Source organism: Streptomyces sp. NBC_01288, assembly GCF_035982055.1.
Taxonomy (GTDB): domain Bacteria; phylum Actinomycetota; class Actinomycetes; order Streptomycetales; family Streptomycetaceae; genus Streptomyces.
In genome coordinates this window covers 1,555,570-1,575,459 of sequence record NZ_CP108427.1, presented here as the reverse complement: position 1 = coordinate 1,575,459, position 19,890 = coordinate 1,555,570, and the positions used below count along the sequence as shown (strand labels likewise).

Annotated in this window: 19 protein-coding genes; 16 read left to right on the top strand and 3 right to left on the bottom strand. The window is 69.7% G+C overall.

Annotated elements, in window-relative coordinates; genetic code table 11:
• Nucleotides 1–125: 125 nt before the first annotated feature.
• Complete coding sequence (locus OG194_RS07035) at nucleotides 126–791, top strand: MmyB family transcriptional regulator (RefSeq protein ID WP_327399979.1); 666 nt, start codon at nucleotides 126–128, stop codon at nucleotides 789–791.
• A 94-nt stretch (nucleotides 792–885) separates the two neighbouring features.
• Here OG194_RS07035 and OG194_RS07030 read toward each other — a convergent pair whose 3' ends face one another.
• Nucleotides 886–1,647: a cache domain-containing protein gene (locus OG194_RS07030; protein WP_327399978.1), complete on the bottom strand. Its 762-nt coding sequence runs from the start codon at nucleotides 1,645–1,647 to the stop codon at nucleotides 886–888.
• Between the two features lie 40 nt (nucleotides 1,648–1,687).
• Nucleotides 1,688–2,431 (bottom strand): FadR/GntR family transcriptional regulator, encoded by a 744-nt coding sequence (locus tag OG194_RS07025; RefSeq protein ID WP_442811504.1) that lies wholly within the window; start codon nucleotides 2,429–2,431, stop codon nucleotides 1,688–1,690.
• Nucleotides 2,432–2,544: 113 nt separating this feature from the next.
• On the opposite strand from OG194_RS07025, the gene OG194_RS07020 reads away from it, so the two are divergent.
• From OG194_RS07020 to OG194_RS07005, 4 genes are read left to right on the top strand one after another with little or no spacing between them, the layout of a single operon-like run.
• Nucleotides 2,545–3,582 (top strand): ABC transporter ATP-binding protein, encoded by a 1,038-nt coding sequence (locus OG194_RS07020; RefSeq protein WP_327399977.1) that lies wholly within the window; start codon nucleotides 2,545–2,547, stop codon nucleotides 3,580–3,582.
• Between the two features lie 44 nt (nucleotides 3,583–3,626).
• A complete protein-coding gene (locus tag OG194_RS07015; RefSeq protein ID WP_327399976.1) occupies nucleotides 3,627–4,820 on the top strand; it encodes an ABC transporter substrate-binding protein in 1,194 nt (397 codons plus the stop codon).
• Between the two features lie 3 nt (nucleotides 4,821–4,823).
• The gene (locus tag OG194_RS07010) at nucleotides 4,824–5,687 is read left to right on the top strand and encodes an ABC transporter permease (RefSeq protein WP_327399975.1); all 864 of its coding nucleotides are present in this window, start codon (nucleotides 4,824–4,826) and stop codon (nucleotides 5,685–5,687) included.
• A 36-nt stretch (nucleotides 5,688–5,723) separates the two neighbouring features.
• Nucleotides 5,724–6,539, top strand: coding sequence for an ABC transporter permease (locus OG194_RS07005; protein ID WP_318020019.1), 816 nt, complete (start codon nucleotides 5,724–5,726; stop codon nucleotides 6,537–6,539).
• A gap of 41 nt (nucleotides 6,540–6,580) precedes the next feature.
• Here OG194_RS07005 and OG194_RS07000 read toward each other — a convergent pair whose 3' ends face one another.
• Entirely contained in the window at nucleotides 6,581–7,993 is a 1,413-nt protein-coding gene (locus tag OG194_RS07000; RefSeq protein ID WP_327399974.1) for an aminopeptidase P family protein, read from the bottom strand.
• 127 nt (nucleotides 7,994–8,120) lie between these two features.
• Between OG194_RS07000 and OG194_RS06995 the strand changes: the two genes are divergently transcribed.
• The 11 genes from OG194_RS06995 to OG194_RS06945 all read left to right on the top strand — a co-directional run bounded on the left by OG194_RS06995 (nucleotide 8,121) and on the right by OG194_RS06945 (nucleotide 19,843).
• Nucleotides 8,121–9,281 carry an NAD(P)/FAD-dependent oxidoreductase gene (locus tag OG194_RS06995; RefSeq protein ID WP_327399973.1) on the top strand — a complete coding sequence of 387 codons (1,161 nt, stop codon included), beginning with the start codon at nucleotides 8,121–8,123 and terminating at the stop codon, nucleotides 9,279–9,281.
• Nucleotides 9,278–9,580 (top strand): (2Fe-2S)-binding protein, encoded by a 303-nt coding sequence (locus OG194_RS06990; protein WP_327399972.1) that lies wholly within the window; start codon nucleotides 9,278–9,280, stop codon nucleotides 9,578–9,580. Before OG194_RS06995 ends, OG194_RS06990 begins: the two co-directional genes overlap by 4 nt.
• A complete protein-coding gene (locus tag OG194_RS06985; protein WP_327399971.1) occupies nucleotides 9,573–11,024 on the top strand; it encodes an FAD-dependent oxidoreductase in 1,452 nt (483 codons plus the stop codon). The genes OG194_RS06990 and OG194_RS06985 overlap by 8 nt, the downstream gene beginning before the upstream one ends.
• A gap of 59 nt (nucleotides 11,025–11,083) precedes the next feature.
• Nucleotides 11,084–11,983, top strand: coding sequence for a dihydrodipicolinate synthase family protein (locus tag OG194_RS06980; RefSeq protein ID WP_327399970.1), 900 nt, complete (start codon nucleotides 11,084–11,086; stop codon nucleotides 11,981–11,983).
• Between the two features lie 40 nt (nucleotides 11,984–12,023).
• On the top strand, nucleotides 12,024–13,025 hold the full coding sequence (locus OG194_RS06975; protein WP_327399969.1) for a proline racemase family protein: 1,002 nt from the start codon (nucleotides 12,024–12,026) through the stop codon (nucleotides 13,023–13,025).
• A gap of 69 nt (nucleotides 13,026–13,094) precedes the next feature.
• Nucleotides 13,095–13,790: a GntR family transcriptional regulator gene (locus OG194_RS06970; protein WP_327399968.1), complete on the top strand. Its 696-nt coding sequence runs from the start codon at nucleotides 13,095–13,097 to the stop codon at nucleotides 13,788–13,790.
• Between the two features lie 122 nt (nucleotides 13,791–13,912).
• Complete coding sequence (locus tag OG194_RS06965) at nucleotides 13,913–14,911, top strand: LacI family DNA-binding transcriptional regulator (protein ID WP_318020026.1); 999 nt, start codon at nucleotides 13,913–13,915, stop codon at nucleotides 14,909–14,911.
• A gap of 110 nt (nucleotides 14,912–15,021) precedes the next feature.
• Nucleotides 15,022–16,368, top strand: coding sequence for an ABC transporter substrate-binding protein (locus tag OG194_RS06960; protein ID WP_327399967.1), 1,347 nt, complete (start codon nucleotides 15,022–15,024; stop codon nucleotides 16,366–16,368).
• A gap of 4 nt (nucleotides 16,369–16,372) precedes the next feature.
• Nucleotides 16,373–17,329, top strand: a complete 957-nt coding sequence (locus OG194_RS06955) for a carbohydrate ABC transporter permease (protein WP_327399966.1) — start codon at nucleotides 16,373–16,375, stop codon at nucleotides 17,327–17,329.
• Entirely contained in the window at nucleotides 17,326–18,201 is an 876-nt protein-coding gene (locus tag OG194_RS06950) for a carbohydrate ABC transporter permease (protein ID WP_327399965.1), read from the top strand. Before OG194_RS06955 ends, OG194_RS06950 begins: the two co-directional genes overlap by 4 nt.
• Nucleotides 18,202–18,241: 40 nt before the next feature.
• Nucleotides 18,242–19,843 carry a glycoside hydrolase family 13 protein gene (locus tag OG194_RS06945; RefSeq protein ID WP_327399964.1) on the top strand — a complete coding sequence of 534 codons (1,602 nt, stop codon included), beginning with the start codon at nucleotides 18,242–18,244 and terminating at the stop codon, nucleotides 19,841–19,843.
• The last annotated feature ends 47 nt before the right edge of the window (nucleotides 19,844–19,890 follow it).

The window sequence follows — 19,890 nt, the reverse complement described above, 5'->3', positions numbered from 1 at the left end:
ACAACTGTGGCCAATTTCAGCCGTCAACAAGCATGAAATGCCACGATAGTTGACACGGCTCGCGTCGGGGCACCAGGATCAAGGCGCCGCGAGAAGGCCGCATAGGCAAGAGGGGTGACCTCCCGATGGCATATCAGGCAGGTGGGCAGCGGTCCGCGCCGCGGCCCGTCCCCGAGAGTCCCGAGGCCCAGGCGTATCTGCTGGACTACGCCACGCTGTTGGAGGCCGTCACTTTCCCCTCCGTCGTCATGGACCACCGCTGGGACGTGGTGTTGACCAACGGCGCGTTCAAGTCACTTTTCCGGGCGGTCGGCCCGCATCCGACGGCGATGCCGGGCGACAACTTCCTTCGCTTCGTGCTCTTCCACCCCGACGCGAGCACCGTTCTCGGTGAGCACGAGTCGAGGTGGTGTCTGCCGATGCTGGCCCACTTCGCCGCCGCCGTGGAGAGCCACGGACACGATCACGGCCTCCAGGCGATCCGCCGTGACATCGCCCAGGACCCGATCATGGAGGCCGCCTACCGGCAGGGCCTGCCGCACTGGATCCGCGCGGTCGGCGAGCAGGCGGCCGTGGAGCACGACGGCGCGGTCCGCCCGCTGCTGCACCCCGACCCGCGGTGGGGCGCCACCGACTGCCGTGTCGTCGGCGAGACCCCCAAGACCCTTGAGAACATGGGCTATACGCGTCTGACGCTGGTCCTGCGCGAGGCCCGCCGCGTTCCACCGCCCAGGGTCCGCAGGGCGGGCCGCGGCGCCGGACACCTGAGGGTGGTCTCCGCGGCCGAGTGAGCGCGGGCTCCGTACGGCGCGCCTCAACTCGTCAGCCAGGCAGGTGAGTTCAATGCGGGCAGCCCCAATTCGGCGCCCGTGCGGAAGAGTTCGGTCACCCCTCCGCGACCACCAACACCAACGGCACCCCGTCGCACGGCACCAACCGCGCCCCCTGCGCGAACCCGGCCCGCCCCGCCGCGAGGGCCTCCGCGAAATCCGGACCCTTGCTCAGCGAACCGACCAGATGCCGGGGATCGGTCGAAGCGGCCACCCGGCCACGGGCGTTGACCAGCCGGGCCGGTCCCGGCAACCGGTGCAGCATCGGCATCACGGCCGCCTCGAAGTGCCGTAGATACACGTCCGCCGCGGCCACCCCGGCGAACCGCCCCTCCACCAGGACCGGCGCGGACAGGGTGAGGCTGTACTCGTCCGAGCAGAGGTAGTCGACGTACGGCCCGGCGACCGCCCGCTCCCCGGTGTCGCGGGGCAGCGCGAACCAGTCCCAGTGCGTGTAGTCGGCGTACGCCGAGTGCTCGGGGTCGAGGTCGAGCAGCAGCGGTCGTATGCCACCGTCGGAGGTGGACTGCCACCACTCCAGCCATGCCGGTACGTCGCTCAGCAGACCCGGCGCGGCGACGAAGCCGACGCCGGACACCAACTCGTGCCGGGCGAGCCGGAGATGGAGGCCCGGGCGCAGTGCGGCGAGGTCGACGGTCGCCGGGCGGCGGCCCTGTGCGGCCACCTTGGCGAGCAGCGCCGTCGTGTCGGCGCGAGTGGTGGCCACGGCGTCGAACACGGACTCCAGGGCCGAGCGGACCCCGGCCGCGACGGACTGCTCGGGTGCCGTGGCCGGTGTTGCCGTCGCGAGGCTCATGCGTGCCCTCCAGCAGACGGGGAGCGGTCGCGGTGACGGGCTACAGGGCCAGCCGCTCGGCGATGAGCCGCGCCGTGGACTCCTGCACGCACCGCTCGGCCAACTCCCTGGCCGAATCGTGGGCCCCATCTTGCACGGCCGAGATTACGGAGCGGTGACGGGCTGCGGCTTCTTCACGATATTCGTCGTTCCCGAGCACGAGACACAGCAGCGCGCCCACCTCGGTCTGCAACGCGACCTGTTCGCGGGTGAGTCGGGCCGACTGCGCGGCGGCGGCCAGCTCGACGTGGAAGCGGCCGTACACCCGGCCGCGCGCCGCCGCGTCCTGGGCGTGCGTCAACTCATCGGCCGTGCGCCGGAGTTGGAGCAGATCCTCGGGCTCGGTGCGTTGTGCGGCGAGCCCGGCGGCGGTGCCGGACAGAGCCGCCCAGTGATCGCCGAGGTCGCGCAGCTCCTCGGTGCTCCAGCCGCGCAGCCGGACCTTCAGCCGCTCCTCGCCCGGCACCTCGGGCAGGGACACGAAGCTCCCGCCGCCACGCCCTCTGCGGGTGGTGACGAGCCCTTGCTGGCGCAGCGCCATCAGCGCCTCCCGCAGGGTCACCGTGGACACCCCGAGCTGCCCGGCGAGCTCGCTCTCGCCCGGCAGCTGCTCGCCGTCGGAGAGCAGTCCCAGTTCGATGGCGTCCCCGAGCCGGCTGACGACGGCGTCGACCCGCGCCCGGTTGTCGACCGGGGCGAAGACGGCTTTCCGGGCGCCGCCGTTCATGTGCTGCTGCTGGTTCACGGCCACCACCTTGCACGTTGACTCAAGCTTTACCCTAAGGGGGTCTTGAGATTTGAACTATGACTTCATATGTTTCCGTGCAACGTTACAGAGCACCAGAAAGGTTCCCGCCCATGGAGGGGATTGCGATCCGGCTGCGGGATCTGCGGAAATCGTTCGGGGACACGACCGCCGTGGCCGGGGTCGACCTGGAGATCAGGGACGGCGAGTTCTTCTCGATGCTCGGCCCGTCCGGCTCGGGCAAGACGACCGTGCTCCGCATGATCGCCGGCTTCGAGAGCCCCACTGGGGGCACCGTCGAACTCGCCGGCCAGGACGTCACCGGCCTCGCCCCCTTCGAGCGCGACGTCCACACCGTCTTCCAGGACTACGCCCTCTTCCCGCACATGACGGTCGAGGAGAACGTCGCCTACGGCCTCAAGGTCCGCAAGGTTCCCAAGTCCGAACGCCTCGTCCGCGCCCGAAAAGCCCTCGCAGAGGTACGACTTGAGGGCTACGGCACCCGCCGTCCCGCCCAGCTCTCCGGCGGCCAGCGGCAACGCGTCGCCCTCGCCCGCGCCCTCGTCGGCCGCCCCCGCGTGCTGCTGCTCGACGAACCCCTCGGCGCCCTCGACCTCAAACTGCGCGAGCAGATGCAGGTCGAACTCAAGGCGCTCCAGCGGGAGGTGGGCATCACCTTCGTCTTCGTCACCCACGACCAGGAGGAGGCCCTGACGATGAGCGACCGCATCGCCGTCTTCGACCAGGGCCGCATCCAGCAGGTCGGCACCCCCGCCGAGGTCTACGAACGCCCCGCGACCCCCTTCGTCGCGTCCTTCGTCGGCACCTCCAACCTGCTGGCGGGCGAGTCCGCCCAACGCGTCGTCGGCACCCCGGGCACCTACAGCATCCGGCCCGAGAAGATCCGCGTCCTCAAGGGCTCCGCCGAACCCGACGACCCCGACCACGAGAGCGCCGCCGGCACCGTCGCCGAGGTCGTCTACCTCGGGGACTCCACCCGCTTCCTCGTCGACCTCGACGCCGGCGGCCGGCTCACCGCACTCCAGCAGAACCTGGAGACCTCCGCCGAGGACGTCGCCGCCTACCGCGGCAGCCGGGTGCGACTGCAATGGCACCGGCGCCACACGGTGCACGTTCCCGACCCCCGCTGACCCGCTCGCTCCTCCACCCATCTCCTCCACCCATGGAGAACGCCGTGCGTCTCACCCGAACCCTTCAGGTGACGGCCTGTGCAGCCGTCCTGCTCGCCGCGACCGCCTGCGGCTCCTCCGACAGCGGTTCGTCGGGCGGTGGCCTCAACCCCCCTGATCTCAAAGCCCAGTCGAAGCTCGGCAAGAGCGAGGGCGAGGTCAACCTGATCGCCTGGGCCGGCTATGTCGAGGACGGCTCCAACGACCCCAAGGTGAACTGGGTCGGCGACTTCGAGAAGCAGACCGGCTGCAAGGTCAACTCCAAGGTCGCCGCAAGCTCCGACGAGATGGTCAAGCTGATGAAGACCGGCGAGTACGACGCCGTCTCCGCCTCCGGCGACGCCTCCCTGCGCCTCATAGCCTCCGGCGACGCCGCCCCCGTCAACACCGACCTGGTCCCCAACTACAAGGACATTTTCCCCGACTTGAAGCTCCAGGCCTGGAACTCGGTCAAGGGCAAGGCCTACGGCATCCCGCACGGCCGCGGCGCCAACCTCCTCATGTACAACACCCAGAAGGTCACCCCCGCCCCGACCTCCTGGGCCGCGGTCTTCGACGACGCCTCCCAGTACAAGGGCCACGTCACCGCGTACGACTCACCGATCTACATCGCCGACGCGGCCCTCTATCTCAAGGCCACCAAGCCCGAGTTGAAGATCAAGGACCCCTACGCGCTCGACCAGAAGCAGTTCGACGCCGCTGTGGCGCTGCTGAAGAAGCAGAACGCGGACATCGGCGAGTACTGGAGCGACTACCTCAAGGAGATCTCCGCCTTCAAGAGCGGCGACTCCGTGGTCGGTACCACCTGGCAGGTCATCGCCAACCTCACCGCCGACGAGGGCACCAAGATCAAGGCCTTCGTCCCCAAGGAGGGTTCGACCGGCTGGTCCGACACCTGGATGATCTCCGCCAAGGCCAAACACCCCAACTGCGCCTACCAGTGGCTCAATTGGATCGTCTCGCCGAAGGTCAACGCCCAGGTCGCCGAGTACTTCGGCGAGGCCCCCTCCAACTCCAAGGCCTGCGCCGAGACCAGCGACAACAACTTCTGCGCCACCTACCACGCCGCCGACACCGCGTACTGGAAGAACATCGCCTTCTGGAACACGCCCATCGAGCAGTGCCTCGACGGCCGTACGGACGTCAAGTGCGTGCCGTACGCCAAGTGGGTACAGGCCTGGACCGAGATCAAGGGCTGAGCCATGTCCCTGCTGAACCGGACCGCGGGGGCGCTGTACCGGCGCCCCCGGCTACGGCTCTCCCTGCTGCTCACCGCACCGCTGCTGTGGCTCGCCGTGCTCTATCTCGGCTCCCTGAGCGTGCTGTTCGTCTCCGCGTTCTGGACGACGGACTCCTTCACCTCCGAGGTGGTGAAGGTCTGGTCGACCGACAACTTCCACGAGCTGTTCACGGTGCCCGTCTACCGACAGGTCATCCTGCGCAGCATCGGCGTCGCGCTCGCCGTCACGGTCCTGTGCGCCGTGATCGCGTTCCCGGTCGCCTTCTACACGGCCCGCGTCGCGAAGCCGCGGTGGCGCCCGCTGCTCGTGGTCGCCATCCTCACCCCGCTGTGGGCCAGTTACCTCGTCAAGGTGTACGCGTGGCGGCTCATCCTGTCCCAAGGCGGCCTGGCCGACTGGATGTTGAAGCCGTTCGGCCTGAGCGGGCCCGGGTTCGGACTACCGGCTACCGTCCTCACGCTCACGTACCTCTGGCTGCCGTACATGGTCCTGCCGATCCACACCGCGCTGGAGCAGCTGCCCGCCAACCTCCTTGACGCGTCTGCTGACTTGGGCGCGCGGGCCGGGCGGACGTTCCGGTCGGTGGTGCTGCCGATGGTGCTGCCGTCCGTCGCCGCCGGGTCGATCTTCACCTTCTCGCTCAGCCTCGGCGACTACATCACCGTGCAGATCGTCGGCGGCAAGACCCAGCTCATCGGCAACCTCGTCTACTCCAACATCGAACTCAACCTGCCCATGGCCGCCGCCCTCGGCACCGTCCCGGTCGTCGTCATCGTGGTGTACCTGCTCGCGATGCGCCGCACGGGCGCACTCAGCAGCCTGTAAAGGACTCTCGACCGCCTCCGAAGGGGGTGACATGTCATGCAGCTCTCCCGTTCCGCGCGTATCGCCCTGCGCGTGGCCGCCGGGTTCGGCTTCGCGGTGATCTACGTCCCGCTCCTGCTCGTCCTGGTCAACTCCCTCAACCCGGACCGCAGCGCGAGCTGGCCGCCGTCCACCCTGACCCTGCACTGGTGGTCGGTCGCCTGGCAGAACTCCGGTGCCCGTGCGGCCCTCTGGGTCTCCGTGAAGGCCGGCCTCGGCGCCACCGCCATCGCCCTCGTGCTCGGCACTCTGATCGCCTTCGCGGTCGCCCGGTACCGCTTCTTCGGCCGCGACGCCATCTCCTTCGTGGTCGTCCTGCCGATCGCGCTGCCCGGCATCGTCACGGGCATCGCCCTCAACTCGGCGTTCAGTACGGTACTTGAGCCGCTCGGCGTGGGCCTCGGCCTGTTCACGGTGATCGTCGGACATGCCACGTTCTGCATCGTCGTCGTCTTCAACAACGTCGTCGCCCGCCTCCGGCGCACCTCGGGGTCGTACGAGGAAGCCGCGATGGACCTGGGCGCCGACACCTTCCGCGCCTTCGTCGACGTCACCTTCCCGCTGGTGCGCTCGGCGCTTCTCGCGGGCGGACTGCTCGCGTTCGCGCTGTCCTTCGACGAGATCGTGGTGACCACGTTCACCGCCGGACCCGGTATCGAGACCCTCCCGATCTGGATCTTCAACAACATGACCCGCCCCCAACAGGCCCCGGTCGTCAACGTGGTGGCCGCGGTCCTCGTCCTGCTCTCCGTACTCCCGATCTACGTCGCCCAGCGACTGTCCGCCGACACGGCCACCGCGAGCCGGGTCTGACGACTGGTCACCCCGCCGGCCGGGGTGACCAGTCGGCGCACTCAGCCCGCGAACTCCCGCATCCACGCCTCGACTTCGTCGGCCGAGCGAGGCAGCCCCGCCGACAGGTTCTCGTAGCCTTCCGCCGTCACCAGTAGATCGTCCTCGATCCGGACGCCGATGCCCCGCCACTCCTCCGGCACTGTGAGGTCGTCGGGCTGGAAGTACAGGCCCGGTTCGACGGTGAGCACCATGCCGGGTTCGAGGGCCCCGTCCACGTACTCCTCGCTGCGCGCCTGGGCGCAGTCGTGGACGTCGAGCCCGAGCATGTGCCCTGTGCCCGCCATCGTGAACCGCCGCTGGAGCGACAGCTCGTACGCCCGCTCGGCCGGTCCCTCGATGAAGCCCCACTTCACCAGCCGTTCGGCCAGGGAGCGTTGGGCCGCCTCGTGGAAGTCCCGGTAGTGAGCGCCCGGCTTCACCGCCGCCATGCCGGCTTCCTGGGCCTCGAACACCGCGTCGTAGACCTGGCGTTGGACCGGGGAGAACGTGCCGCTGATCGGGAGCGTGCGGGTGACGTCGGCGGTGTAGAGGCTGTGCGTCTCGACTCCCGCGTCCAGCAGGAGGAGTTCACCGGGGCGGACCGGGCCATCGTTGTCGGTCCAGTGCATGATCGTGGCGTGCTCACCGGCGGCGCAGATCGAGCCGTAGCCGACATGGTTGCCCTCGACGCGTGCCCGGCGGAAGAACGTGCCCTCGATCCAGCGCTCCGAGGTGGCGACCGCCTGCGACAACTCCCGTACGACATCGGTGAATCCGCGCACCGTGGAGTCGACGGCCCGGCGCATCTCGCCGATCTCCCACGCGTCCTTGACCAGCCGCAGCCCGGAGACGGCCGACTCGAACTCGTCGTCGCGGTCCTCGTTGGTGTCGAGCGCCGCGTCCAGGGCCGGGTCGACGCCGCGGACGATGCGGGTGGGTGTCCCGGAGGCCTTCGCCAGGTCCTCGGCGATGGTCCGGATGTCACGGCAGGGCAGTCCGAGCACCAGCGCCGACTCGGCCAGCGAGCGGCGGCGGCCCATCCACAGCTCGGCGGTGTAGCCGGTCCAGAACTCGTCGGTGTCCCGGCTGTCGCGGGGGAGTTGGTAGCAGTGCGCGTCGTGGCCGCCGTCGGGGCGGGGCTCCAGGACCAGGGCGCCGTCGCGTGCCTGGTCGCCGGTGAGATGCACATAGCCGGAGTACGGGCGGAACGGGTGGTGGCTGTCGTTCGAGCGGATCAGGAGGTTCCCGGACGGTACGACAAGGCGCTCGCCCGGGAAGAGCGCGGACAGCGTGGCCCGGCGGCGCGCCGCGTGCGGCGCCTGCTCGGCCGGCTCCAGATCCGTGCGCTCGGTGTCGGCCCAACCGGTCCGCATCAGGGCGGACAGCTCGTCGGAGATTCCTCGGTACAGACCGTTCTTTCGGCCCTTGGCCACGTCGGGCACCTCTTCCGTGTGCGGTGATTTCAGAGTGTGGTGATTCCCGGGGTGGTGATTCCGGGGGTGGTGGTGACATTCGCGTTGGAACATACCCAGCTAGAGAGTCATGTGACATAGTACTGCTGTGAGCAAGCGACTGACCTGCGATGTCGTGGTCGTCGGAGCCGGAATGGTGGGCGCGGCCTGCGCCCTCTACGCGGCCCGGGCGGGCCTCGACGTCGTCATCGTGGACCGCGGCCCGGTCTCCGGCGGCACGACCGGCGCCGGCGAGGGCAACCTGCTCGTCTCCGACAAGGAGCCGGGCCCGGAACTCGACCTCGCCCTCCTCTCCAACCACCTGTGGGCACAACTGGCCGAGGAACTGGGGGAGTTCGTCGAGTACGAGGCGAAGGGCGGCCTCGTCGTGGCCTCCACGCCCGACGGACTCACCGCACTGGAGCGCTTCGCCGAGCAGCAGCACACCGCGGGAGTCGTCGTTGAACCGGTCCAAAGCGACGCCCTGTACGACCTCGAACCCCACCTCGCCCCCGGCCTCCCCGGCGGCGTGTACTACCCCCAGGACTGCCAGGTGATGCCCGCCCTGGCCGCCGCCCACCTCGTCCGGGCCTCGGGCGCCCGCCTGCTCACCGGGCGCACGGTGACAGACGTACTCCTCAAGTCAGATGGAACGGTCCAAGGCGTCCGCACCGACCGGGGTGACGTCCTCGCCTCCACGGTCGTCAACGCCGCCGGCACCTGGGGCGGCGAACTCGCAGCCCTCGCCGGAGTCACCCTCCCCGTCCTCCCGCGCCGCGGCTTCGTCCTCGTCACCGAACCGCTGCCACGCCTGGTCCGCCACAAGGTGTACGCCGCCGACTACGTGGCCGACGTGGCCAGCGACTCGGCCGCCCTGCAGACCTCGCCGGTCGTCGAGGGAACGGCCGCTGGACCGGTCCTGATCGGTGCGAGCCGCGAACGCGTGGGTTTCGACCGGGAGTTCTCGCTGCCGGTCGTACGGGCGCTGGCGGCGGGCGCGACGAAACTGTTCCCGGTCCTGGCCGACGTCCACGCGATGCGCTCCTACCTCGGTTTCCGCCCGTACATGCCGGACCACCTCCCCGCCATCGGCCCCGACCCCCGGGTCCCCGGCCTCGTCCACGCCTGCGGACACGAGGGCGCGGGCATCGGGCTCGCCACCGGCACAGGGCACGTGATCGCCCAACTGCTGGGCGACAAGACCCCGGACCTCGACCTGACCCCCTTCCGGCCCGACCGTTTCCCCGAGTTCCCCGAGGAGGACGCGTGAACTCCCCACTTCGCCTAGCCGACGCCCACCCGGGCCCGGCCTTCACGGTCACCCTCGACGGCCGCGCGATCGAGGCCCTCCCCGGCCAGACCGTCGCCGCCGCCCTGTGGACGGCGGGCGTGACGTCCTGGCGCACCACCCGGGGCGAGGGCCGTCCCCGCGGCGTCTTCTGCGGGATCGGCGTCTGCTACGACTGCCTCGTCACCGTCAACTCCCGCCCGAACCAACGGGCTTGCCTGGTGCCCCTGCACCCGGGCGACACCATCCGTACGCAGGAGGGGACGGGCCACGATGACTGACGACCGACCGCACCTCGCCGTGATCGGCGCGGGCCCGGCAGGACTCGCCGCCACCGTCGCCGCCGCGGCCCACGGCGTCCACGTCACCCTGATCGACTCGGCGGCGCGGGCGGGCGGCCAGTTCTACCGACAGCCCGCCGCCGAGCTGAACGCCGGACGCCCGCAGGCCCTGCACCACCAGTGGCGGACGTGGGAGCGGCTGAAGGACGCCCTCGCGCATCACGTGGAGGCAGGTCACGTAAGGCTCTTGACGGATCATCATGTATGGCTCGTGGAGCGGCGGTTGAACCAGTGGTTGAACCAACGGGCTGGCGACGCCGACCGAAACGCCTTCACCGTGCATGCCCTCCTCGGCCCCGAACAGGAGACCCCGGCAGAGGTACGCGCCGATGCCGTCCTCCTCGCCACCGGCGGCTACGAGAAGGTCCTCCCGTTCCCCGGTTGGACCGTTCCCGGAGTCCTCACCGCGGGCGGTGCCCAGGCCATGCTCAAGGGCACCCTCGCCGTCTCCGGACGCACCGCCGTGGTCGCCGGCACCGGCCCGCTCCTCCTCCCCGTGGCAACCGGCCTCGCGGCAGCCGGGGTCGAGGTCGCCGCGCTCGTCGAGTCCGCCGACCCGAAGGCGTTCGTACGACGGACCCGCGCGCTCGCCGCACAGCCCGGCAAGGTCGCCGAGGGTGCCCAGTACGCGGCCCAACTCCTTCGTCACCGCGTCAGGTTGCTCACCCGGCACACTGTCGTGGCGGCCCACGGTGACGAGCGGCTGGAGGCGGTGACCGTCGCCACGCTCGACACCGACGGGCGGGTCCGGCCAGGGACCGAACGCCGGATCGCCTGCGACACCCTCGCGGTCGGCCACGGCATGCTTCCGCACACCGACCTCGCCGAGACCCTCGGCTGCCGTCTCGACGGAATCGACGTCCAGGTCGACGACGAACAGCGCACCGACGTCCCCGGCGTCTGGGCGGCCGGCGAGACCACCGGCATCGGCGGCGCCGCCCTCTCCCTCGCCGAGGGCCACATCGCGGGACGCTCCGCCGCCGCACGCCTGAACGGCACCGAACCCGACCCGCGCACCTGGGCGCCGGCCGCCAAGTCCCGTACAAAGCTGAGGGAGTTCTTCGCGGCCCTCGACACCGTGTACGCGCCGCCCGCCCGTTGGACCGATCTCGTCACCGACGACACCGTGGTCTGCCGCTGCGAGGAAGTCACCGGGGGAGCGGTCCGCGAGGCCGTGGACGGGCTCGGGGCCGGTGACATCCGCACCGTGAAGCTGCTGACGCGGGCCGGGATGGGCTGGTGCCAGGGGCGGATGTGCGGGCCGGCTGTCGCAGGGCTGGCGGGGTGCGAACTCACCCCGTCCCGGCGGCCGTTCGCGCGGCCCGTGCCGCTGGGGGTGCTTGCACGTGCCGGAGAGCCCGAGTCCGAAGCCGAGCCGGAATGACCGTACGCCCTGTCCGTCAGTAAAATGTCACACTCTATTCAGATGGGAACCGACCGCACATGACCACCCCCACCGCGAACCGCCCCTGGCGCGGCGTCCTCGTCGCCACCGCCCTCCCGCTGACCGATGAACTCGCCGTGGACTACGACAAGTTCGCCGAGCACTGCTCCTGGCTCGTCGACAACGGCTGCGACGGTGTCGTGCCGAACGGCTCGCTCGGCGAGTACCAGGTGCTCATGCCCGAGGAGCGCGCCAAGGTCGTCGAGACGGCCGTCGCCGCGATCGGCGGGGCGCGCGTGATGCCCGGTGTCGCCGCCTACGGTTCCGCCGAGTCCCGCCGTTGGGCCGAGCAGGCGCGCGACGCCGGCTGCGCCTCCGTGATGCTGCTGCCGCCCAACGCGTACCGTGCCGACGAGCGTTCGGTGCTCGCGCACTACGCGGAGGTCGCGAAGGCGGGCGTGCCGATCGTGGCGTACAACAACCCCATCGACACCAAGGTCGACCTGGTGCCCGAACTGCTCGCGAAGCTGCACGGCGAGGGGTACATCCACGCCGTCAAGGAGTTCTCCGGCGATGTCCGCCGTGCCTACCAGCTTGCCGAACTCGCCCCGGAACTCGACCTGTTGATCGGTGCCGACGACGTCCTGCTGGAGCTCGCGCTCGCGGGTGCGAAGGGTTGGGTGGCGGGTTACCCGAACGCGCTGCCCGCCGCGTCCGTCGAGCTGTACCACGCGGCCGTCGACGGCGACCTGGCCACGGCGAAGAAGCTGTACGAGCAGTTGCACCCGCTGCTGCGCTGGGACTCGAAGGTCGAGTTCGTGCAGGCCATCAAGCTGTCCATGGACATCGTCGGCCGGCCCGGCGGCCCCGTCCGTCCGCCGCGCGTCCCGCTGCTGCCCGAGCAGGAGGCCGCCATCCGCGCCGCCACCGAGAAGGCGGTCGCGGCCGGGCTCGTGTAGACAACGGCACAGTGGTCCACCGGCATTCACCAGGAGCGTCATGCGCAGCAAACTCGTCCTGCACGCCGTCGACTCGCACACCGAGGGCATGCCCACCCGCGTGATCACCGGCGGCATCGGCACGATCCCCGGCGCGACCATGAACGAGCGGCGGCTGTACTTCCGCGAACACCGCGACCGGATCCGGCAGTTCCTGATGAACGAGCCGCGCGGCCACTCCGCGATGAGCGGGGCCATCCTCCAGCCGCCCACCCGCCCCGACTGCGACTGGGGCGTCGTCTACATCGAGGTCTCCGGCTATCTGCCGATGTGCGGGCACGGCACGATCGGCGTCGCCACGGTGCTCGTCGAGACGGGCATGGTCGAGGTCGTCGAGCCGGTCACCACGATCCGGCTCGACACCCCGGCCGGACTCGTCGTAGCCGAGGTCGCGGTCGAGAACGGCGCCGCGAAGAACGTCACCCTCAAGAACGTCCCGTCGTTCTCCGTCGGCCTGGACCGCAAGATCACCCTCGCTGACGGGCGGACGGTGACATACGACATGGCGTACGGCGGCAATTTCTACGCCATCCTGCCGCTGGACCAGTTCGAGCTGCCCTTGGACCGGTCCCGCAAGGACGACATCATCAAGGCGGGCCTGTCCCTCATGGAGGCGATCAACGACCGGGACGAGCCCGTCCACCCCGAGGACGACTCCATTCGCGGCTGCCATCACGTCCACCTGTACGCGCCCGGCGCCACCGCCCGGTACTCCCGGCACGCGATGGCGATCTACCCGGGCTGGTTCGACCGCTCGCCCTGCGGCACGGGCACCAGCGCCCGCATGGCGCAGCTCCACGCGCGCGGTGAACTCCCGCTGCACACCGAGTTCGTGAACGAGTCCTTCATCGGCACCCGGTTCACGGGACGGCTTCTCGACACCACCGAGGTCGCCGGTGTCCCCGCCGTCCTGCCCAGCTTCACCGGCCGCGCCTGGATCACCGGCACCGCCCAGTACCTGCTCGATCCCGCCGATCCGTTCCCGGGCGGATTCGTCCTCTAGATCGGGGATAATTGCCGGTCACGCGTGACATTGCACCGTGTGCGACCTTGCACCGCTAGGAGACTTCCGATGGCCGTTCAGCGAGCCGGCGCCCCGCCGACCACCGCTCCGGATCTGCCCACGCTGGGCGGCAAGAAGAGCAGCTACCGCGAGCGGGTCGTCGACGCGCTGCGGGCCGCGATGATCGCGGGGGAACTGCGGCCGGGCGAGGTGTACTCCGCGCCCACGCTCGCCGCCCGCTTCGGTGTCTCCGCGACCCCGGTGCGCGAGGCCATGCTGGACCTGGCCAAGGAGGGACTGGTCGACACCGTCCCCAACAAGGGATTCCGGGTCACGGCCGTCTCGGAGAAGCAGCTCGACGAGTACACGCACATCCGCGCCCTGATCGAGATCCCCACGGTGGTGGGGCTGGCCGGGACCGCCGACCCCGTCTCGCTGGAGGCGCTGCGCCCGGCCGCCCGGGAGATCGTCCACGCGGCCGTGGCCGGTGACCTCATCGCGTATGTCGAGGCCGACACCCGATTCCACCTCGGCCTGCTCGCACTCGCGGGCAACGCCCATCTCGTCGAGGTCGTCGGTGATCTGCGAGGTCGTTCCCGCCTCTACGGGCTGACGGCTCTCGTCAAGGCGGGGCGGCTGCTGGCCTCCGCGCAGGAGCATCTGGAGCTGCTGGACGCGCTGTTGGCCCGCGACAAGGGTGCCGTGCGTGAGATCATGACCCGGCATCTGGGGCATGTCCGCGGACTGTGGGCGGCCCACGACTGACCGGGTCCGTGAGCCGGTGACGGGCGCCGAGAGCCGCTGACCGGCTTGGGGAGCCGCCGGTCATCGGATCCGACTCACCCATAACGCAAACCACTTGCGTATCTTGCGCTATTCTTGCGCACATGACGCGACGACTTGCTGAGGTGGCGAAGAAGGTCGGGGTCAGCGAGGCCACGGTCAGCCGGGTGCTCAACGGCAAACCCGGAGTCTCCGAGCCCACCCGGCAGGCGGTGCTCTCCGCCCTGGACGTGCTCGGCTACGAACGGCCCACGCAGTTGCGCGGGGAACGCGCGCGGCTCGTGGGACTGGTGCTGCCCGAGCTGCAGAACCCCATCTTCCCCGCCTTCGCCGAGGTGATCGGCGGCGCACTCGCCCAACTCGGCCTGACCCCGGTGCTGTGCACCCAGACCAAGGGCGGCGTCTCCGAGGCCGACTACGTGACCCTGCTGCTCCAACAGCAGGTCTCCGGCGTCGTGTTCGCCGGCGGGCTCTACGCACAGGCCGACGCGCCGCACGACCACTACCGGCTGCTCGCCGAGCGCAACATCCCGGTCGTCCTGGTCAACGCGGCCATCGACCACCTCGGCTTCCCCGCCGTGTCCTGCGACGACGCGGTCGCCGTCGAGCAGGCCTGGCGGCACCTCGCCTCCCTCGGCCACGAGCGCATCGGGCTCGTCCTCGGCCCCGCCGACCACATGCCGTCCGCACGGAAGCTGGCCGCCGCGCGGGCTCTCGCGACCGACCTGCCCGACGAGTTCGTCGCCCGCGCCATCTTCTCCATCGAGGGCGGCCACGCCGCCGCCTCCCGGCTCATCGACCGGGGCGTCACCGGCATCATCTGCGCCAGCGACCCCCTCGCCCTGGGTGCCATAAGGGCCGCACGCCGCAAGGGACTTGACGTCCCGTCACAGATCTCCGTCGTCGGTTACGACGACTCCGCCTTCATGAACTGCACGGAGCCCCCGCTGACCACCGTCCGCCAGCCCATCGAGGCCATGGGCCGGGCCGCCGTGGAGCTGCTGAACTCACAGGTCGGCGGCACCGCCGTACCGGCCGAAGAGCTGCTCTTCGAGCCGGAACTGGTAGTGCGTGGTTCCACCGCGCAAGCCCCGCGCGGCTGATAGTCACCGCGCTGTCGAATAATTACAGATTCTGCGCGACATCTTGCGGACAGGTGTCGGCGGTGCTTGAGTGTGCGGCGCCCACCGCTCCTGCCCAGAGGGGTCCACCGATGAGAAGCACCGGGTTCCGCCGCACCTTCGCCGCGATCGGCGTCTGTTCTCTCGCGCTCACCGCCGCCGCCTGCGGGTCCGGCGACGACTCGGCGAGCGGCAAGACGCGCATCACGGTCAACTGCGAGCCGCCCAAGAGCGCCAAGGTCGACCGGAAGTTCTTCGATTCCGATGTCGCGGCCTTCGAGAAGAAGAACACGGACATCGACGTCGTCACCCATGACGCGTTCCCCTGCCAGGACCCGAAGACCTTCGACGCCAAGCTCGCCGGCGGCCAGATGGAGGACGTGTTCTACACGTACTTCACCGACGCCAAGCACGTCGTCGACATCAACCAGGCCGCCGATCTCACGCCGTACATCAAGGAGTTGAAGAGTTACGACACGCTGCAGAAGCAGCTGCGTGACATCTACACCGTCGACGGCAAGATCTACGGCATCCCGCGCACCGGCTACTCGATGGGCTTGATCTACAACCGCAAGCTCTTCCAGCAGGCCGGACTCGACCCCGACAAGGCGCCGACAACCTGGGCCGAGGTCCGGGCCGACGCCAAGAAGATAGCCGCGCTCGGCAACGGCACCATCGGCTACGCCGACTACAGCGCCCAGAACCAAGGGGGTTGGCACTTCACCGCCGAGATGTACTCGCAGGGCGGCGACGTCGTCAGCGCCGACGGCAAGAAGGCCACCATCGACACGCCCCAGGGCCACGCCGTGCTGCAGAACCTGCACGACATGCGCTGGACCGACAACTCGATGGGCAGCAAGCAGCTCCTCGTCATCAACGACGTGCAGCAGCTGATGGGTTCGGGCAAGCTCGGCATGTACCTCTCCGCGCCGGACAACATCCCGATCCTGGTCAAGGAGAAGGGCGGCAACTACGACGACCTCGCCCTCGGCCCGATGCCCGGCGGCCAGGGCACGCTCATCGGCGGCGACGGCTACATGTTCAACAAGCACGACACGCCCGCCCAGATCCGCGCCGGCCTCAAGTGGCTCGACAGCATGTTCCTCACCCCGGGCAGCGGCTTCCTCGGCGACTACGCCCGCGCCAAGAAGGCCAACGCGCCTGTCGGACTGCCCGAACCGCGCCTGTTCACCGGCGCCGCCGACGCCAAGGACCAGCAGGTCAAGAAGGCCAACTCCAATGTGCCGGTGGCGAATTACCAGGCCTTCCTCGACGGCAACCAGTCCCTCCAGATGAAGATCGAGCCGCCGGACGCCCAGCAGATCTACTCCGTCCTCGACGGAGCCGTCTCCGCCGTCCTCACCAAGAAGGACGCGAACATCGACCAGCTCCTCAAGGACGCCTCCGGAAAGATCGACGGCATCCTGGCCCGGGGCTGACCCGATGACCCGGACGGCCACCCGGAGTCCCGTCGAGGCGACGGCGGAACGACAGGTCCAGGCGCCGCCCCCGGCAGGGGGCCGGGGGCGGCGCCGCCTCATCGACCAGGCCCGTGCCTACGCCTTCCTCATCGGCGGCCTGATCTGCTTCGCCCTGTTCTCCTGGTACCCGGCGATCCGCGCGGTCGTGATCGCCTTCCAGAAGTACACGCCCGGCTCCTCGCCCGAGTGGGTCGGCACCGCCAACTTCACCCAGGTCTGGCACGACCCCGAGTTCGCCGCCGCCTGGCGCAACACCCTCGTCTTCACCCTGCTGGCCCTGCTCATCGGCTTCGCGATCCCGTTCGTACTCGCCCTGGTCCTCAACGAGTTGAGGCACTGGAAGGCCTTCTTCCGAGTCGTCGTCTACCTCCCGGTGATGATCCCCCCGGTGGTCACCGCCCTGCTGTGGAAGTGGTTCTACGACCCGGGAGCGGGCCTCGCCAACGAGACGTTGCGCTTCCTGCACCTGCCCACCTCGAACTGGTCCAACGGCACCGACACCGCCCTCATCTCCCTGGTGATCGTGGCCACTTGGGCCAACCTGGGCGGCACCGTCCTGATCTACCTGGCCGCGCTCCAGTCCATCCCCGGCGAGCTGTACGAGGCCGCCGAACTGGACGGCGCGAGCCTGTTGCAACGCGTCCGGTATGTGACGATCCCTCAGACCCGGTTCGTCATCCTGATGCTGATGCTCCTTCAGATCATCGCCACGATGCAGGTGTTCACCGAACCGTTCGTCATCACCGGCGGCGGACCGGAGAGCGCCACCGTCACCGTGCTCTACCTGATCTACAAATACGCCTTCCTCTACAACGACTTCGGCGGCGCCTGCGCGCTCAGCGTGATGCTCCTCGTGCTGCTCGGCGTCTTCTCGGCCCTCTATCTGCGGCTGACCCGCTCCGGAGAGGACGACCTGTGACCACCCGCACGCTGCTCTCCCCGGCGACCCTCGCCCGGCCGCGCGGAAAGGCCGTCTACTGGACGGTGTTCACCGGCGTCGTCGTGCTCTTCGCGCTCGCCTTCCTCTTCCCCGTCTACTGGATGGTCACCGGCGCCATGAAGTCGCCGGACGAGATCGCGCAGACCCCGCCCACGATCATCCCCAAGCACTGGCACCTCAGCGGCTACACCGACGCCTGGTCCCTGATGCAGCTCCCGGAGCACCTGTGGAACACGGTCGTCCAGGCCGCCGGCGCCTGGGCGTTCCAGCTGGTCCTCTGCACGGCCGCCGCCTACGCCCTGTCCAAACTCAAGCCCGCCTTCGGCAAGTTGATCCTCGGCGGCATCCTGGCGACGCTGATGGTCCCGGCCCAGGCACTCGTCGTACCCAAGTACCTGACCGCCGCCGACCTCCCGTTGATCCACACCAGCCTGCTCAACAGCCCCCTCGGCATCTGGCTCCCGGCCGTCGCCAACGCCTTCAACCTGTATCTCCTCAAGCGGTTCTTCGACCAGCTCCCGCGCGACGTCATGGAGGCCGCCGAGATCGACGGCGCCGGGAAACTCCGCATCCTGTGGTCCATCGTGCTGCCCATGTCCCGGCCCGTGCTCGGCGTCGTGTCGATCTTCGCGCTCGTCGCCGTCTGGCAGGACTTCCTGTGGCCGCTGATGGTCTTCTCCGACACCGACAAACAGCCGATCAGCGTGGCACTCGTCCAGCTGTCCCAGAACATCCAACTGACCGTGCTCATCGCCGCGATGGTGATCGCGAGCATCCCCATGGTCGCGATGTTCCTGGTCTTCCAGCGGCACATCATCGCCGGGATCAGCGCGGGCAGCACGAAGGGCTGACACCGCCCCCTTCGACGCCCCCGACAGAAAGGCCAGCACCGTGGGACAGCCCACCCCTGCCCAGAGCCAGGACGACTGGTGGCGCTCCGCCGTCATCTACCAGGTCTACGTCCGCAGCTTCGCGGACGGCGACGGCGACGGCACCGGCGACCTCGCGGGCGTCCGCTCCCGACTGCCGTATCTCGCCGAACTCGGCGTGGACGCCCTGTGGTTCAACCCCTGGTACCTGTCACCGATGAAGGACGGCGGCTACGACGTCGCCGACTACCGCGCCATCGACCCGGCCTTCGGCTCGCTCGCCGAGGCGGAGAAACTCATCGCCGAGGCACGGGAGTTGGGGATCCGCACGATCGTCGACATCGTGCCGAACCACGTCTCCGACCAGCACCCGTGGTTCCGTGCCGCCCTCGCCGGCGGCCCCGAGCGCGACCTGTTCCACTTCCGCCCGGGACGCGGCGCACACGGTGAACTCCCGCCCAACGACTGGCCGTCGCAGTTCGCCGGCTCCACCGAACCCGTGTGGACCCGCCTCCCCGACGGCGACTGGTACCTCCACCTGTTCACCCCCGAACAGCCCGACCTCAACTGGGCCCACCCGGCGGTGCGTCAGGAGCACGAGGACATCCTGCGGTTCTGGTTCGAGCGCGGTGTCGAGGGCGTCCGCATCGACTCGGCGGCGCTGCTCGCCAAGGACCCCGCCCTGCCCGACTTCGTCGAGGGCCGCGACCCCAACCCCTTCGTCGACCGCGACGAACTCCACGACATCTACCGCTCCTGGCGGGCCGTCGCCGACGAGTACGGCGCCGTCTTCGTCGGCGAGGTCTGGCTCCCCGACACCGAACGCTTCGCCCGCTACCTGCGCCCCGACGAACTGCACACCGCCTTCAACTTCGCCTTCCTGTCCTGCCCTTGGGACCCGGAGCGGCTGCGTGCCTCGATCGACGAGACCCTCGCCGAGCACGCCCCGATCGGCGCGCCCGCCACCTGGGTCCTGTGCAACCACGACGTGACCCGTACGGTCACCCGCTACGGCCGCGCCGACACCGGCTTCGACTTCGCCACCAAGGCCTTCGGCACCCCGACCGACCTCGCCCTCGGCACCCGGCGCGCACGGGCAGCCGCCCTGCTCTCGCTGGCCCTGCCCGGAGTGGTCTACCTCTACCAGGGGGAGGAGCTGGGGCTGCCCGAGGTCGAGCTGCCCGTCGACCGCATACAGGATCCGATGTACCTCCGGTCCGGTGGCACCGACCCCGGCCGCGACGGCTGCCGGGTGCCGCTGCCCTGGGTCGAGGGAGCACCGTACGCGGGCTTCGGTTCGCGCGGTGAGCCGTGGCTGCCGCAGCCGGTCGGCTGGACATTGTATGCGGTCGACCGTCAACAGCGGACCGTCGACTCCATGCTCAACCTCTACCGCGACGCGATCCGCCTCCGGCCGGTCTTCGGTGACGGCCCCCTCACCTGGCTGCCCGCCCCCGACGGCGTCCTCGCCTTCGCCCGTGCGGAGGGTGTGATCTGCGTGGTCAACCTCGCCGACGCACCCGCCGACCTCCCCTCGCACACCCGACTCCTGCTGACCAGCGGCCCCCTGGACGACCAGGGACGCCTGCCGCGGGACACGGCCGCCTGGCTGCACACCGCATAGCCCCGCGGTCATCGGCCGTCACCCTGCATCCGCTATCCCCGCACCCC